This window comes from Halotalea alkalilenta DSM 17697 (assembly GCF_000621205.1).
In the GTDB taxonomy this organism is placed as follows: Bacteria; Pseudomonadota; Gammaproteobacteria; order Pseudomonadales; family Halomonadaceae; genus Halotalea; species Halotalea alkalilenta.
Window position 1 is genome coordinate 130185 of record NZ_KK211227.1, and the last position, 12746, is coordinate 142930.

The 12746-nt window shown below is 65.3% G+C and carries 15 protein-coding genes; 9 read left to right on the plus strand and 6 right to left on the minus strand.

Annotated elements, in window-relative coordinates:
- Positions 1-23: 23 nt before the first annotated feature.
- Positions 24-1031 carry a LysR substrate-binding domain-containing protein gene (locus Q376_RS0111680; RefSeq protein ID WP_081803524.1) on the minus strand — a complete coding sequence of 336 codons (1008 nt, stop codon included), beginning with the start codon at positions 1029-1031 and terminating at the stop codon, positions 24-26.
- Between the two features lie 271 nt (positions 1032-1302).
- A complete protein-coding gene (locus Q376_RS24840; protein WP_155834329.1) occupies positions 1303-1443 on the minus strand; it encodes a hypothetical protein in 141 nt (46 codons plus the stop codon).
- Between the two features lie 32 nt (positions 1444-1475).
- Between Q376_RS24840 and Q376_RS0111690 the strand changes: the two genes are divergently transcribed.
- The 4 genes from Q376_RS0111690 to gfa all read left to right on the plus strand — a co-directional run bounded on the left by Q376_RS0111690 (position 1476) and on the right by gfa (position 5177).
- Positions 1476-2927: an aldehyde dehydrogenase gene (locus Q376_RS0111690; RefSeq protein WP_027350474.1), complete on the plus strand. Its 1452-nt coding sequence runs from the start codon at positions 1476-1478 to the stop codon at positions 2925-2927.
- Between the two features lie 191 nt (positions 2928-3118).
- A complete protein-coding gene (gene frmR, locus Q376_RS0111695; protein ID WP_027350475.1) occupies positions 3119-3394 on the plus strand; it encodes a formaldehyde-responsive transcriptional repressor FrmR in 276 nt (91 codons plus the stop codon).
- A gap of 37 nt (positions 3395-3431) precedes the next feature.
- Positions 3432-4541: an S-(hydroxymethyl)glutathione dehydrogenase/class III alcohol dehydrogenase gene (locus Q376_RS0111700; protein ID WP_027350476.1), complete on the plus strand. Its 1110-nt coding sequence runs from the start codon at positions 3432-3434 to the stop codon at positions 4539-4541.
- Between the two features lie 57 nt (positions 4542-4598).
- Positions 4599-5177, plus strand: a complete 579-nt coding sequence (gene gfa / locus Q376_RS0111705) for an S-(hydroxymethyl)glutathione synthase (protein ID WP_027350477.1) — start codon at positions 4599-4601, stop codon at positions 5175-5177.
- Positions 5178-5271: 94 nt separating this feature from the next.
- Here the strand turns inward: gfa and Q376_RS0111710 are convergent, their stop codons facing one another.
- From Q376_RS0111710 to Q376_RS22425, 3 genes are read right to left on the minus strand one after another with little or no spacing between them, the layout of a single operon-like run.
- A complete protein-coding gene (locus Q376_RS0111710; RefSeq protein WP_027350478.1) occupies positions 5272-6081 on the minus strand; it encodes a TIM barrel protein in 810 nt (269 codons plus the stop codon).
- A gap of 16 nt (positions 6082-6097) precedes the next feature.
- Positions 6098-6898, minus strand: coding sequence for a sugar phosphate isomerase/epimerase family protein (locus Q376_RS0111715; protein ID WP_027350479.1), 801 nt, complete (start codon positions 6896-6898; stop codon positions 6098-6100).
- Positions 6895-7905 carry an LLM class oxidoreductase gene (locus Q376_RS22425; RefSeq protein ID WP_052365179.1) on the minus strand — a complete coding sequence of 337 codons (1011 nt, stop codon included), beginning with the start codon at positions 7903-7905 and terminating at the stop codon, positions 6895-6897. Before Q376_RS22425 ends, Q376_RS0111715 begins: the two co-directional genes overlap by 4 nt.
- Positions 7906-8040: 135 nt before the next feature.
- Between Q376_RS22425 and Q376_RS0111725 the strand changes: the two genes are divergently transcribed.
- Positions 8041-8946, plus strand: coding sequence for a LysR family transcriptional regulator (locus Q376_RS0111725; RefSeq protein ID WP_027350480.1), 906 nt, complete (start codon positions 8041-8043; stop codon positions 8944-8946).
- 75 nt (positions 8947-9021) lie between these two features.
- Here the strand turns inward: Q376_RS0111725 and Q376_RS0111730 are convergent, their stop codons facing one another.
- Positions 9022-9903 (minus strand): LysR family transcriptional regulator, encoded by an 882-nt coding sequence (locus Q376_RS0111730; protein ID WP_211266659.1) that lies wholly within the window; start codon positions 9901-9903, stop codon positions 9022-9024.
- Positions 9904-10075: 172 nt separating this feature from the next.
- Between Q376_RS0111730 and Q376_RS0111735 the strand changes: the two genes are divergently transcribed.
- From Q376_RS0111735 to Q376_RS0111750, 4 genes are all read left to right on the plus strand, one after another.
- On the plus strand, positions 10076-10708 hold the full coding sequence (locus Q376_RS0111735) for an NADPH-dependent F420 reductase (RefSeq protein WP_027350482.1): 633 nt from the start codon (positions 10076-10078) through the stop codon (positions 10706-10708).
- An 87-nt stretch (positions 10709-10795) separates the two neighbouring features.
- Entirely contained in the window at positions 10796-11191 is a 396-nt protein-coding gene (locus Q376_RS0111740) for a DoxX family protein (RefSeq protein WP_027350483.1), read from the plus strand.
- Between the two features lie 60 nt (positions 11192-11251).
- Positions 11252-12055: a dioxygenase family protein gene (locus Q376_RS0111745; protein ID WP_027350484.1), complete on the plus strand. Its 804-nt coding sequence runs from the start codon at positions 11252-11254 to the stop codon at positions 12053-12055.
- Positions 12052-12729 (plus strand): alpha/beta hydrolase, encoded by a 678-nt coding sequence (locus tag Q376_RS0111750; RefSeq protein ID WP_027350485.1) that lies wholly within the window; start codon positions 12052-12054, stop codon positions 12727-12729. Before Q376_RS0111745 ends, Q376_RS0111750 begins: the two co-directional genes overlap by 4 nt.
- The last annotated feature ends 17 nt before the right edge of the window (positions 12730-12746 follow it).

Here is a 12746-nt window from a genome sequence, read left to right on the forward strand (position 1 = left end):
TAATCTCACGCGCTATCGCGCGATCACTTCAGCGCCGTATCGGCGCGAAGCTTCAGCTCCTTGGGAACCGGGTGCCCACACTCGGTGAGGAACTGGGCGAGTGCGAAGTAGAGAGCACGGAGTTCGGACGAAGCGTCGTCCTCGCGGTGGCAGAAGATGATCGGCGAAGCGATGTGCTCGACCAAGGGCCGATAGGCAACCCCAGGCGAGGTCACCAGGCGCGCGGACGCGGGTACGATCGATACCCCCGTCCCCGCGGCGATCAGGATCAGGGCGGTGTCGTACTGGTCGATCTCGATGGTCCGCGACAGCGTGACCCCACGACTTTCGAACTGCGCCAGCACGTGATCGGCCAGGCTGGGGCGTGGGTTGCTGGCATAGACGATGAAGGGTTCGTCTTTCAGCGCCGCCAGCGGCATCGCCTCCTCCAGCGTCGCCAGCGGATGATCGCTCGGCAATGCCACCACCATGGGCTCTTCGCGCAGCACGATCCGCCGGATTCCTTCGGCAGGCACCTCTACCCGACTGATACCCGCATCGATCCGCCCGGTGCGCAGGGCGTCCACCTGCTCCAAGCTGTTCAGCTCAAGGATCCGCGCCTCGACGCCAGGCAGCACACGCCGATACTCGCGGATGATGCTAGCCAGGCTGCTGTGGAAGTTGGCCGGCACCACACCGAAGTTGAACACCGCCCGCTCATCGCTGAGCAAACGGCGCATGCTGGTCACCATCGCCTCGGTCTTCTGCAGCACTTGCACCGCTTGGTCGTAAAGCAACCGGCCGGCCGGGGTCAGCACCAGCGGTCGCGAGTCCCGGTCCAGCAGCGGCGCACCCACCTCGGCTTCGAGTTCCTGGACGCGCTGGCTCAACGGGGGCTGCGCCATGCGCAACTCCTCGGCTGCACGCGTGAAGCTGCCAAGGCGCGCCACCGTGACGAAATAACGAAGTCGTTTGAGGTCCATTTTCATATCGGTAAAGGTATAATCAAAGCCAATCCGCGCTACCTGCGCGGACGACGCGACCCAATCCATATCAAATCGATATGAACCCTATCAAAACGGTGGTTCTGCCAGCAACCGCTCGTCTTTATACTACTTGGTCGCATCTCGCCAGAACGCGCGTAAAGCGCTCATCTCCGAAGGGGTCTATCCAGATGCCACCACAGGCCTATCGACGGCTATCCATCATCGCTGCGCTGCTCCAGGTATCGCGCCAAGGACGATGTCCCGCAGGCGCAGCGCTCGAGGCAGCCCAATCATCGCAGCGAACGTGAACCTCGGCCCTCCTGCGCCAGCGCTGGAATCAAGCACGAATCGAGTGGTCCAACATCACCAGTAGCTGGAGCGGATCCAGCTTTGCGATCAACGCCTGGATATCCGCTACATCACTGCCGAACTCATCCAGCGCATCATCGATGCTGCCTGAGCGCTCCCTAGTGACCACGATCCCATCCACCATCCAGCAAAGAGAAGTACATGCAAACCGAACTAGTCATCGACAACCTCTCCCGTCCAGCCGAGCACGGCGCCACCTTCGAACGGCGTCATGCGATCAGCCAGGAGCTGGTGACCACCGCCGCCGCCGCCTCGGTCAACGATGCGCTCGCGGCGGCCGAATCGGCGGCCAAGGCGTTCGCATCCTGGTCGACCAGCGGCCCGACCACGCGGCGCACCTTGCTGCTCAAGGCGGCCGACCTGCTCGAACAGAAGCTGCCGGAGTTCTGCGAGGTCATGGCGGCTGAGGTCGGCGCGCCGGAACTCTGGGCCAGATTCAACGTCTTGGGCTCCGCCGCGCTGTTCCGCGAGGCCGCCGGACTGGCGACGCAGATCCAAGGCGAGACGCTGCCGACCGACAAGCCCGGCTCGCTGTCACTCACCGTCCGCCAGGCGGCCGGCGTGGTGCTGAGCATCGTGCCGTGGAACGGGCCGGTGCTGCTCGGCGCGCGCGCCATCGCCTACCCGCTGGTCTGCGGCAACCCGGTGATTCTCAAGGCCTCGGAGAACAGCCCGCGCACTCATGCCCTGCTGGCCTCCTGCCTGTACGAGGCCGGCCTGCCGGCCGGCGTGCTGAACTTCCTGACCACCTCGCCTGAAGGCTCGGCCGCGGTGACCGAAGCGCTGATCGCCCACCCAGCCGTGCGCCGGATCAACTTCACCGGCTCGACCCGCGTAGGCCGCATCATCGCCGAGACCTCGGCACGCCATCTGAAACGCTGCCTGCTCGAACTGGGCGGCAAGGCACCGTTCGTGGTACTGGATGACGCCGATCTGGACGGCGCAGTGAATGCAGCGATGTTCGGCGCCTTCCTCTACCAGGGCCAGATTTGCATGTCCACCGAGCGTTTCGTGGTCGACGAAAAGGTCGCCGACGCCTTCGTCGAGCGCTTCGCCGCACGCGCCCGGGACCTGAAGGTGGGCGACCTGACCAATCCCGATCGGTACGCGCTTGGCCCGATGGTCAACTCAGGCTCGGGCGAGCGGCTCAACCACATGCTCCAGGATGCGGTGGACAAAGGCGCCAAGATCGTCGCCGGCGGCAACGCGCAGGGCGCGGCGATGGACGCCACCATCGTCGACCACGTCAAGCCAGGCATGATCATCTACGGCGAAGAGACCTTCGGCCCGGTCACCACCATCGTGCGGGTGCGTGACACTGAAGAGGCCGTGCGCGTGGCCAACGACTCCGAGTACGGTTTGTCGGCGGCGGTATTCGGCAGCAACCTCACCCGCGCCATCTCCGTGGCTTCGCGTATCCAGGCGGGCTGCGTGCACGTCAACGGTGCCACGGTGCAAAACGAGGCGCAGGCGCCCTACGGCGGGATGAAGAACAGCGGCTATGGTCGCTTCGACGGCCGCGCGGTCATCGATGAGTTCACCGAGATCAAGTGGATCACGCTCGAGGATCCCGCCCAGCCTTATCCGTTCTGAACGACGCCATCTGCGTCCAACACCACCGCTTGCTCATCACCGATGGGCAAGCGGTTTTTTTTCGCGTTGGTCACCGCCACAGGGCGAAACGGCCCGAATCAAAGACCGCTGATCATACGGACGGGGTGGTTGATCCACATACCCCCCGGGAGTATCATCATATACTCCCCTACAGTATCCAGGAGCAACCCATGCCAAGCACCGCGCAAGAGAAGCGACGTGTCCTGGCTCGCGTGCGCCGCGTGCGCGGTCAGCTAGATTCACTAGAGCGTGCGCTGGAGGAAGGGGCCGAATGCGGCCCGGTGCTCCAGCAGATCGCAGCCGTGCGCGGTGCAATCAATGGGTTGATGGCCGGCGTGCTGGAGAGCCACCTGCGGGAAGAGTTCGGTCATCTCGCAGAGCCCGACGCAGCGCAGCAGAAGTCCATCGACGATGTCGTCTCCCTGGTGCGCTCCTATCTTCGCTGACGCACCTTCAATCACTTCTTCCACAAGAGGGCCTACCATGAAATCTCGCGCAGCCGTTGCATTCGAAGCTGGCAAGCCGTTGGAAATCGTCGAGATCGACGTCGCCCCGCCGCAGAAGGGCGAGGTGCTGATCAAGGTCACCCATACCGGCGTTTGCCACACCGACGCCTTCACCCTGTCCGGAGATGACCCCGAGGGCGTATTCCCCGCCGTACTGGGCCACGAAGGCGCAGGGGTAGTGGTCGAAGTCGGCGAAGGCGTCACCAGCGTCAAGCCCGGCGATCACGTCATCCCCCTCTACACCGCCGAGTGCGGCGAGTGTCTGTTCTGCAAATCAGGCAAGACCAATCTTTGCGTGGCCGTGCGCGCCACCCAAGGCAAGGGACTGATGCCGGACGGCACCACCCGGTTTTCCTATAACGGACAACCCATCTACCACTACATGGGCTGCTCCACCTTCAGCGAATACACCGTCGTCGCCGAGGTCTCGCTGGCCAAGATCAGCCCCGAGGCCAACCCGGAGCATGTCTGCCTGCTGGGCTGCGGCGTGACCACCGGGATCGGTGCGGTGCACAACACCGCCAAGGTGCAAGAAGGTGATTCGGTCGCCGTGTTCGGCCTCGGCGGCATCGGCCTGGCGGTCATCCAGGGCGCGCGCCAAGCCAAGGCCGGGCGGATCATCGCCATCGATACCAACCCGTCGAAGTTCGACCTCGCCCGTAGCTTCGGCGCGACCGACTGCATCAATCCCAAGGACTTCGACAAGCCCATCCAGGAAGTCATCATCGAGATGACCGGCTGGGGCGTCGATCACTCCTTCGAGTGCATCGGCAACGTCAACGTGATGCGCGCCGCGCTCGAGTGCGCCCATCGCGGCTGGGGTCAGTCGGTGGTGATCGGCGTCGCCGGCGCCGGCCAGGAAATCAGCACCCGCCCGTTCCAGCTCGTCACCGGCCGCCGCTGGCTCGGCTCGGCCTTCGGCGGCGTCAAAGGCCGCACCCAGCTGCCGGGCATGGTCGAGGATGCGATGAAAGGCGAGATCGACCTCGCTCCCTTCGTCACCCACACCATGCCGCTGGAACAGATCAATGAAGCCTTCGAGCTGATGCACGCAGGCAAATCGATCCGCTCCGTCGTCCACTACTAGAAGTCATCACTCGTCCATGGCGCGGTGCAGACCGCGCCCTACTACCGGGACATCATCATGAATCCGATCAGCATCCACCCCAGCGTGGACAACGGCATCGCCGCCGAGCAGCCGGGCTTCGCCGGGGGCGTCCTGCAATGCCTCTGCGACAGCGACAAAGTCGAGGTCAAAGTCGAGTCCCAGACCCAGCACAACCACGCCTGCGGCTGCACCAAGTGCTGGAAACCGCAAGGCGCGCTGTTCGCCGTGGTCGCCGTCGCACCGCGCGACAAAGTCAGCGTCGTCGCCCACGGCGAGAAGCTCGAGATCGTCGATGAAAGCGCCACCATCCAGCGCCATGCCTGCCGGGAGTGCGGCGCACACCTGTTCGGTCGCATCGAGAACAAAGACCACGCCTTCTATGGCCTGGACTTCGTCCATACCGAGCTGTCGCCACAAACCGGCTGGGCGGCGCCGGGATTCGCCGCCTTCGTGTCGTCTCTGATCGAAGGCGGTACGCCGCCGTCGCGCATGCCCGCGATCCGCGAGCATTTGCAAAAGCTGGGCCTTGCGCCCTACGACAGCCTCTCGCCCACGCTGATGGATGCGCTGGCCATCCATGCGGCCAAGCAAAAAGGCACCTACCGCGAAGCATGAGCCAAGCACGCCATTCGTCCGGGAATGCCCCGGACGAATGGTTCAGGCTACAGACAGCATCGCGCAAGCGCCCGCCCCGGGGCGGACCATCGCCTCAATCGCCGGCTATCGCTGCGGCCCAGCCCGGATGCGACGCCAAGCGCTGGTCGATGGCACGCATCGCCGCCAGGCTGCGGCGAAGCTTCAAGTAGATATCGCCGCCATAGTCCCAGCCCAAGACCCCTATGCTGCCGCTGTAGCCGATCCGGTCCAGCGCCGCGACGACGGCGAAATTATCGAGCTCGCCCCGGTCCGGCGGCTCCATGGTCGCCACCTGTCCCCACCCCAGCGGCGACATCGCGCTGCCCGACAGCACCACCTGCATCAGCCACGGCTCGATCGCGGCCAGACGCTCTTCGAGGCGTCCTTCCTGGCTTGCGAACCAGTGATAGCCATTGAACGAAGCGCCCAGGCGCGGGTGGTCGAAGTGCTCGCACAGGCGCACCACCTGCGAGGTGGTCTGGGTAACGTGGCGCAGGTGTGGGTACAGCGCGATACGCAGGCCACGCCGCTCGGCGATCGGCAGCAGCGATTCGATCATGTCGATGATCGCCCCGGCGCCGTTGATCGAGGTCTGCACCGCCAGCTCGATCAGCTCCACGCCTTCTACGCGCTCGACGATACGGCGCAGCAGCGCATCATTGCGGCCTTCATGCAGCACCAGGTACAACGCCGCCACATCCAGGCCATGGCGCTGCTTGACCGAGGGCAGAAGCGTAAGGTCGGTGAGCGGCTGTCCGCTCCAGGCCGAGACGGTGATGCCATCGTAGCCGAGCTCGGCGAGCATTTCGCACTGCGACTGGAAGGCGTAGACGCCCATCGAGCTGTAGAAGAACGAATCCAGTGCGTGAATCGGGTGAGCCATGACCATCGTTCCTCGGCTAGTTGGGGAGTTCAGTCATGATCGCCCAGTCGGGATGCGCCACCAGCCGCCGCTCCATCGAACGGAACGCGCTCATCGAGCGAACCAGGTTGCCGTAGACGTCGCCGCCCATGCTCTCCCAGCCCATTACGCCGTAGCGGCCGGCAAAGCCCCGGCGGCTCAGCGCGCCGAGCAGGACGAAATTGTCCATCTCGCCCTCGTCCAGCGGCTCGATGGTGGCAACGCCTCCCCAGCCCAGCGGCGACATGCGACAGCCTGCGATATTGACCTGGCGCAGCCATGGCCAGAGCGCGTCGAGACGCTGCTCGAGCGCCCCCTCCTGGGTGGCGTACCAGTGGTAGCCATTGAACACGATGCCCAGGCGCGGATGGTCGAAGTAGCGGCAGAGCTCCACCGCTTCAGAGGTGGTCTGCATGCCATAGCGCACGTGCGGGTAGAGCGCGATATCGATACCGCGGCGCTCGGCGATCGGCAGCAGGCGCTCGAGCATCCGACGATCGCCGTCTTCGACCTTGTCACCGGAGTGCAGCGCCAGCTCGATGCTGGTGCAGCCTTCGAGCGACTCGAAGATCCCGGTGACGAACGACTCGAGCCCTGGGCGATGAATCAAATAGAGCGCACCCACGTCGAGCCCCCATTGCGCCTTCACCCGCGGCAGCTGATCCAGCTCTTTGCTCCAGGCCGAGACGGTGATGCCCTGGTAGCCGAGCTCGGCGAGCATCTCGCACTGCACGGCCAGCGGATAGGTGCCGAGCTTGGTCTGGAAGATGAAATCCATGTGGTGCAGCGGATGGTTCATGACTGGTCTTCCGAGCTGTCTTGCTGCGGCTTCAGACTAGGAAACACCGGCAGCAGGTATTCGCCCAGTTCGTCGATCACCTCCCGAGCCGGGCGGCGCTGGGGCTTGAAGTGCAGCCCGACGTGCGACACGCCCTGCTCCTGCTGGCGCAGCCACAGCTCGCGCAGGGCGTTGCGCCCGCCCCTCAGCACCCGGCCGGGCTGGATCGGCATGTTCGGATCGCGATCGAGGTCGAACAGCGTGCCGTAGCCATACGGCTTGAACACGCCCGGTTCGCTGACCGCGCGCCACTGCGCGAGGATCTGCGGGATCCTCAGCGGATCGGCGATGTAGGATATGATCCCGTCGGTGTTGCGCGCCGTCCATTCCAGCGTCTGGCCTGCGTGACCGATGACGATGCTGGGCAGACGCGGCGCGGCCGGCTTCGGCACCAGGTCCAGGCCACCGTCGAGACGACCATAGAAGCGCGACGCATGGACCGGCCAGGCACGCTCGGTGGCCGCGCGGATCATCTCCAGCGCATCGCGAAAGCGCTCGGCGCGGTTGTCGAAGTCGACTCCGAAGGCCGGGTACTCGACCGGGCGGTCACCGGTCGCAAGGCCGAGCAGGAAACGCCCGCCCAGCAGCTGGTCGATCGTCGCCGCCTGCTTGGCCACGATCAGCGGGTCGCGCAGCGGCAGCACGATGCCGGCCGTGCCGATCGCGATCCGCCGGGTGATGGCGGCGAGAAATCCCGCATAGACCAGGGGATCGAGCACCTGGCCGACATCGCCGAAATAAGGGTCATAAAAAGGCACGTCGCGCAGCCACAGCGCGGCAAAGCCGGCCGCGTCGACCTTTTGCGCCATCTCGGCATGGTCGGCCAGGGTCGGTCCGGGGCTATCGGGATAACTCTCGAGCGGCGCGATGAAGCCGAAGGTCAGGTGGCCGGGCTGGAATACCCGGGCATAGCCGGGATGCTGCGCAAGCTCCGACGGGAGCGCGCCCTGCGGATGGTTCTGGGTCATGGATATCTCGCCTGTAGGAGGGTCCAGGCATGCAACGGTGCGGCCCGAACGAAGACGATCAATCTAGCCCCCTGCATTCGAAAGAAAAATGGGCTAAATTTCCAAACATATCGGAATGAAACGCATCAATCGACCATGAACTACTTTGGCGCACTCGAGGCTTTCGTACAGGCGGCCGAAACCCGCAGCTTCACCCAGGCCGGGCGGCGGCTGGGCGTATCCTCGTCGGCGATCGGCCGCTCGGTGGCCCGGCTGGAGCAGGAGCTAGGCGCCCGGCTGTTCCACCGCTCCACCCGCGCCATCGCCCTCACCGCCGAAGGCGAGCTGTTCCTGTCGCGCTGCTACCGGATCTTCGCCGAATTCGACTTGGCCAAGAACGAGCTCAGCCGATCGACCCAAGAGCCGCGGGGCCGGCTGCGAATCAGCCTGCCCCAGTTGGGGGTGCACCTGATGCATCACCTGGCCTCGTTCCAGCAGCGTTTTCCCCACATCGAGCTGGAAATGGACTTCAGCGACAGGCTGGTCAATGTGATCGAGGAAGGCTTCGACGCGGTACTGCGGATCGGCGAGGTCGATGATTCGCGCTTGACCCTGCGCCGGCTGGGCGGCTACCGCCATCGGTTGATGGCAGCGCCGGACTACCTTTCCCGCCGGGGCACGCCGCGCCGGCCGAACGATCTGCTCGAGCACGCCTGCCTGCGCTACCGCTACCCGAGCAGCGGCAAACTCGCGCCGTGGCCGCTGCACGCGCACGGCGAGCCGCTCGATCTGGAACTGCCGCAGACAGCCATCACCAACTCCATCGACCCGTTACTGACCATGGCCGAGGCGGGCCTGGGCATCGCCCTGCTGCCGGATTTCATCGTCGCCGATGCGATCACCGCCAAGCGCTTGGCCGCGGTGCTCGACGACTACGTAAGCGACCAGCGCGATTTGTTCATCCTCTGGCCAGCCAGCCGACAGCCCCAGCCCAAGATCAAGGCACTGATCGATTTCATGGCCGCCCGGCTCAGCGGCGACCGATTGGGCGAAGAAGTCTGAACCGCCCTCGCCTCGCCCGACGACGCACTTTTGCGGCACGACCGGCCGCCTGAGGTTAGTATCCCGCCCGCCATGTCACTGCGCCCAGGGCGGCGTCTGCAGCGCATCCACCAGGAAATCCACCAGCCGGCGCACTTTCAGCGGTAGCTGCTTGCGCGTCGGGTAGACCGCGAAGATGCCCAGTTCCGCTGCGTGGAAATCAGGCATCAGTTCGACCAGCGCACCGCTGCGCAGGTCTTCATGGACCAGGAAATCAGGCTGCAGGACGATCCCTTGATGCGCCAGCGCCGCGGCCCGGCAGGTATCGCCGTTGTTGGCATGGATGCGCGAGCGCGTACGTACCGTCACCTCGCCGGCGGGCCCCTGGAAGCTCCACACATCGCGGGAAGACCAGTAGCTGTACGAGATCACGTCGTGCTGGGCGAGCTCGTGCGGATGGGTGGGAGCGCCGTGCTTGGCGAGATAGGCCGGCGAGGCGCACAGCACCACGCGCGTGCGGGCCAGCGGGCGGCTCACCAGGCTCGAGTCGGACAGCCGCGCGATGCGAATCACCAGGTCATAGCCCTCCTCGACCAGATCGACGACGCGGTCCGACAGCACGATGTCCAGGGTGACCTGCGGATTCTCCGCGGCGAAGCGTCCCCACAGCGCAGCCAGGTGCAGCGCGCCGAATGTCTGTGGCGCACCGATGCGTAGAGGCCCTTGCACCTGGAACGAACTGCACCCCACCTCGGCCTCGGCCTCCTGCACGGCCTGCAGGATCTCCTTGCAACGCTGGTAGTAGGCCTGGCCCTCGCTGGTCAGCGACAGGCGACGCGTCGTTCGTTGCAAAAGGCGCGTTCCCAGGTGCTGCTCCAGTTCGGCGACATGGCGCGATATCGCAGGCTTGGACAAGTCGGTTGGCTCCATGGCGCCGACGAAGCTGCCGGCCTCGACCACGGCAGTGAAGGTTTTCATCGCTTGCAGAAGATCCATAGTCTCTAAACTCGAAACAATTTGTGCATGATATGCATATTTATCTCGAAATGAATAACCAATAAAGTTCTCTCACACCAAGCGGCCTTGCAGAACACTGTGCAGTCGAATCTCCAAGCGCCGCGACTCAACCAAACTTCGAAGGACTTTCACCATGAACATCACTCTCGTTGGCGCAGGCAACATGGGCGCGGGTTTCGTCAAGCAGCTCACCGCAGCGGGCCACCAGGTACGAGTGACCGCACGCGACCCAGCCAAGGCCCAGGCCCTGGCCGACACCTACGCCGGCGCCACGGCCGTGTCGCCTGCCGAGGCACTGGGTGACTCGCAGGTCGTCATCGTCGCCACCGGCTATGCCGACGCCGTCCCCGCGCTGAAAGCGCTCGGCTCGCTCGAAGGCCGCATAGTGGTCGACATCACCAATCCGCTGACCGCCGACTTCATGGGCCTGACCCTGGGCTACGACACCTCCGCGGCCGAGGAGATCGCCAAGGCGCTGCCGGGAGCGAAAGTGGTCAAGGCATTCAATACCGTACTCGCCCAGGTGCTGGCCGAAGGACCCGTCTTCTCGGCAGGCCAGACCGTGCCGGTGTTCTACGCCGGCGACGACGAGCGCGCCAAGCAGACCGTGCATGCGCTGGCGGAAAGCATCGGCTTCCAGGCCGTCGACGCGGGCGGCCTGCACAACGCGCGCTACCTGGAGCCGGTGGCGGGCCTGAACATCTACTTCGCCTATGGCGCCGGGCAAGGCACGCAGATCGCGCCCACCTGGATCCATCGCGCCTGACATCGCTGTTGCCGATAGCGGGGCCAGCGCCCCGCTATCGCGCGAACGGTCATCACATCTCGATACGCTAGACACAAGGACACCGACATGAACGCAATCCTCTCACTGCCAGGCCGCATCGGTCTGTCGCTGATCTTCATCATTTCCGGCTGGGGCAAGATCGTCGGCTACGCCGCCACCCAGCAGTACATGGAAGCCATGGGCGTCCCCTCCGCGCTGCTGCCGCTGGTGATCCTGCTCGAACTGGGCGGCGGGCTGGCGATCGCCGCCGGTGCGTTCACCCGCTGGATCGCCCTGGTCCTCGCGGCCTTCTCGGTGCTGACCGCGTTGATCTTCCACGCCGACTTCGGCGACGCAGGCCAGGCGATCAACTTCTGGAAGAACGTGGGGATGGCCGGTGGCTTCCTCCTCCTGGCCGCCAACGGTGCAGGCGAGTTCAGCATCGATGCACTGCGCAACCGCCGCAGCGCCAAAGCGTCGTAATACGGAGGATAGGCTCTAAACGCGGGCGGCATGCCGCCCGCTCATCCTGGAGAACGCCCTATGTCTCGCATTCCCTCTTTGTTCGTTTCCCACGGCTCGCCGATGTTCGCGCTAGAGCCCGGTTTGCTCGGCCCCAACCTCCAGCGGCTCGGTGCCTCGCTGCCGGCGCTGACGGCGATCCTCGTGGTCTCGCCCCACTGGCAGACGCCGCAATTGCGCGTCTCCGCGGTGGCCAATCCACCGACCATCCATGACTTCGGCGGCTTCCCGCCGCCCCTGTACGAGCTCCACTACGAGCCGCCAGGCGCTGTGCAGCTCGCCGGAGACATCGTCGAAATGCTCGCCCGTGCAGGCTTGCCCGCCACGCTCGATACCCAGCGCGGGCTGGACCACGGCGCCTGGGTGCCGCTGCGATACCTGAAGCCCGATGCCGACATCCCGGTGCTGCAGGTTTCACTGCCGCGCGACATGGACACCGAAGGTGCCCAGCGCCTGGGCCGAGCCCTGGCGCCGCTGCGGGACGAAGGGGTACTGATCGTCGGCTCCGGCAGCCTGACCCACAACCTCTACGAGTTCCGCAGCCATATCCGCGATCCCGAATACGCCCAGGAGTTCGCCGACTGGGTCGCGACGGCGGTCGCGGCACATGACGACGAGTCGCTGGTCCACTACCGTGCCCGCGCCCCTCATGCGGCGCGCGCGCATCCCACCGAGGAGCACTACCTGCCGCTTCTGGTCGCAGCGGGCGCGAGCAGCGCGGACGACTCCCGCCGGCGGATCGAGGGAGGCATGACCTACGGCGTGCTGTCGATGGATTCATTCATCTTCGGACTCGACACCAACGACACGGAGAGAACACCATGAGCGACATCACTTGGTCGGCGCTGCGCACCGACCTGTCGCTGCCGTTTCGGACGATGACATCCGACACCGGGCCGGCGAAGCGGCTTTTGATCCTGCTCCACGGGGTGGGCGGCAACGAAACCAACCTCGCCCCGCTAGGCTCCGCCGTGGCGGGCGACACCCGGGTCATCCTGGCGCGCGGCCCTTTGTCCCTGGGGCCGACCCAGCATGCCTGGTTCCAGGTGTCGTTCGGCCCGCAGGGCCCGCGTCCGGACTTGGTGGCGGCCGAGAAAAGCCGCCAGCAGCTGGCGACGTTCATCGCCGAACTGCAGGCGGAGTACGCCGTCGCACCGTCCAAGACCATAGTGGCCGGCTTCAGCCAGGGCGGCATCATGAGCGCGAGCATCGGATTGACCCGCCCCGAACTGGTCGCAGGCTTCGGCATCCTTTCCGGGCGGATCCTTCCCGAAATCAGGCCCCAGGTCGCGGACCGCGCCGCCCTGGCCAAGGTGCAGGGGTTCATCGGCCATGGCCGGGAGGATACCAAGCTGGTGGTGGAATGGGCCCACCGCGCCGACGAGATGCTGACGGAGCTGGGCGTCACGCACGAAACCCGCCTGTACCCGGGCGATCACGGCATTGCGCCTGCCATGCAGCGAGACTTCCTCGCTTGGTTCGAACGACTGACCGCTTGATCTTCCACCGCTACCGC

Excerpts from the sequence above, each read along its gene's own strand:
- Q376_RS0111715 (WP_027350479.1), bottom strand. The coding sequence starts at position 6,898 with ATGAACCATCCGCTGCACCACATGGATTTCATCTTCCAGACCAAGCTC.
- Q376_RS0111730 (WP_211266659.1), bottom strand. The coding sequence starts at position 9,903 with ATGAAAACCTTCACTGCCGTGGTCGAGGCCGGCAGCTTCGTCGGCGCC.
- Q376_RS0111690 (WP_027350474.1), top strand. The coding sequence starts at position 1,476 with ATGCAAACCGAACTAGTCATCGACAACCTCTCCCGTCCAGCCGAGCAC.
- Q376_RS0111745 (WP_027350484.1), top strand. The coding sequence starts at position 11,252 with ATGTCTCGCATTCCCTCTTTGTTCGTTTCCCACGGCTCGCCGATGTTC.
- Q376_RS0111725 (WP_027350480.1), top strand. The coding sequence starts at position 8,041 with ATGAACTACTTTGGCGCACTCGAGGCTTTCGTACAGGCGGCCGAAACC.
- Q376_RS0111700 (WP_027350476.1), top strand. The coding sequence starts at position 3,432 with ATGAAATCTCGCGCAGCCGTTGCATTCGAAGCTGGCAAGCCGTTGGAA.
- gfa (WP_027350477.1), top strand. The coding sequence starts at position 4,599 with ATGAATCCGATCAGCATCCACCCCAGCGTGGACAACGGCATCGCCGCC.
- Q376_RS0111740 (WP_027350483.1), top strand. The coding sequence starts at position 10,796 with ATGAACGCAATCCTCTCACTGCCAGGCCGCATCGGTCTGTCGCTGATC.
- Q376_RS0111710 (WP_027350478.1), bottom strand. The coding sequence starts at position 6,081 with ATGGCTCACCCGATTCACGCACTGGATTCGTTCTTCTACAGCTCGATG.
- Q376_RS0111680 (WP_081803524.1), bottom strand. The coding sequence starts at position 1,031 with ATGGATTGGGTCGCGTCGTCCGCGCAGGTAGCGCGGATTGGCTTTGAT.
- Q376_RS0111750 (WP_027350485.1), top strand. The coding sequence starts at position 12,052 with ATGAGCGACATCACTTGGTCGGCGCTGCGCACCGACCTGTCGCTGCCG.
- Q376_RS22425 (WP_052365179.1), bottom strand. The coding sequence starts at position 7,905 with ATGACCCAGAACCATCCGCAGGGCGCGCTCCCGTCGGAGCTTGCGCAG.
- Q376_RS0111735 (WP_027350482.1), top strand. The coding sequence starts at position 10,076 with ATGAACATCACTCTCGTTGGCGCAGGCAACATGGGCGCGGGTTTCGTC.
- frmR (WP_027350475.1), top strand. The coding sequence starts at position 3,119 with ATGCCAAGCACCGCGCAAGAGAAGCGACGTGTCCTGGCTCGCGTGCGC.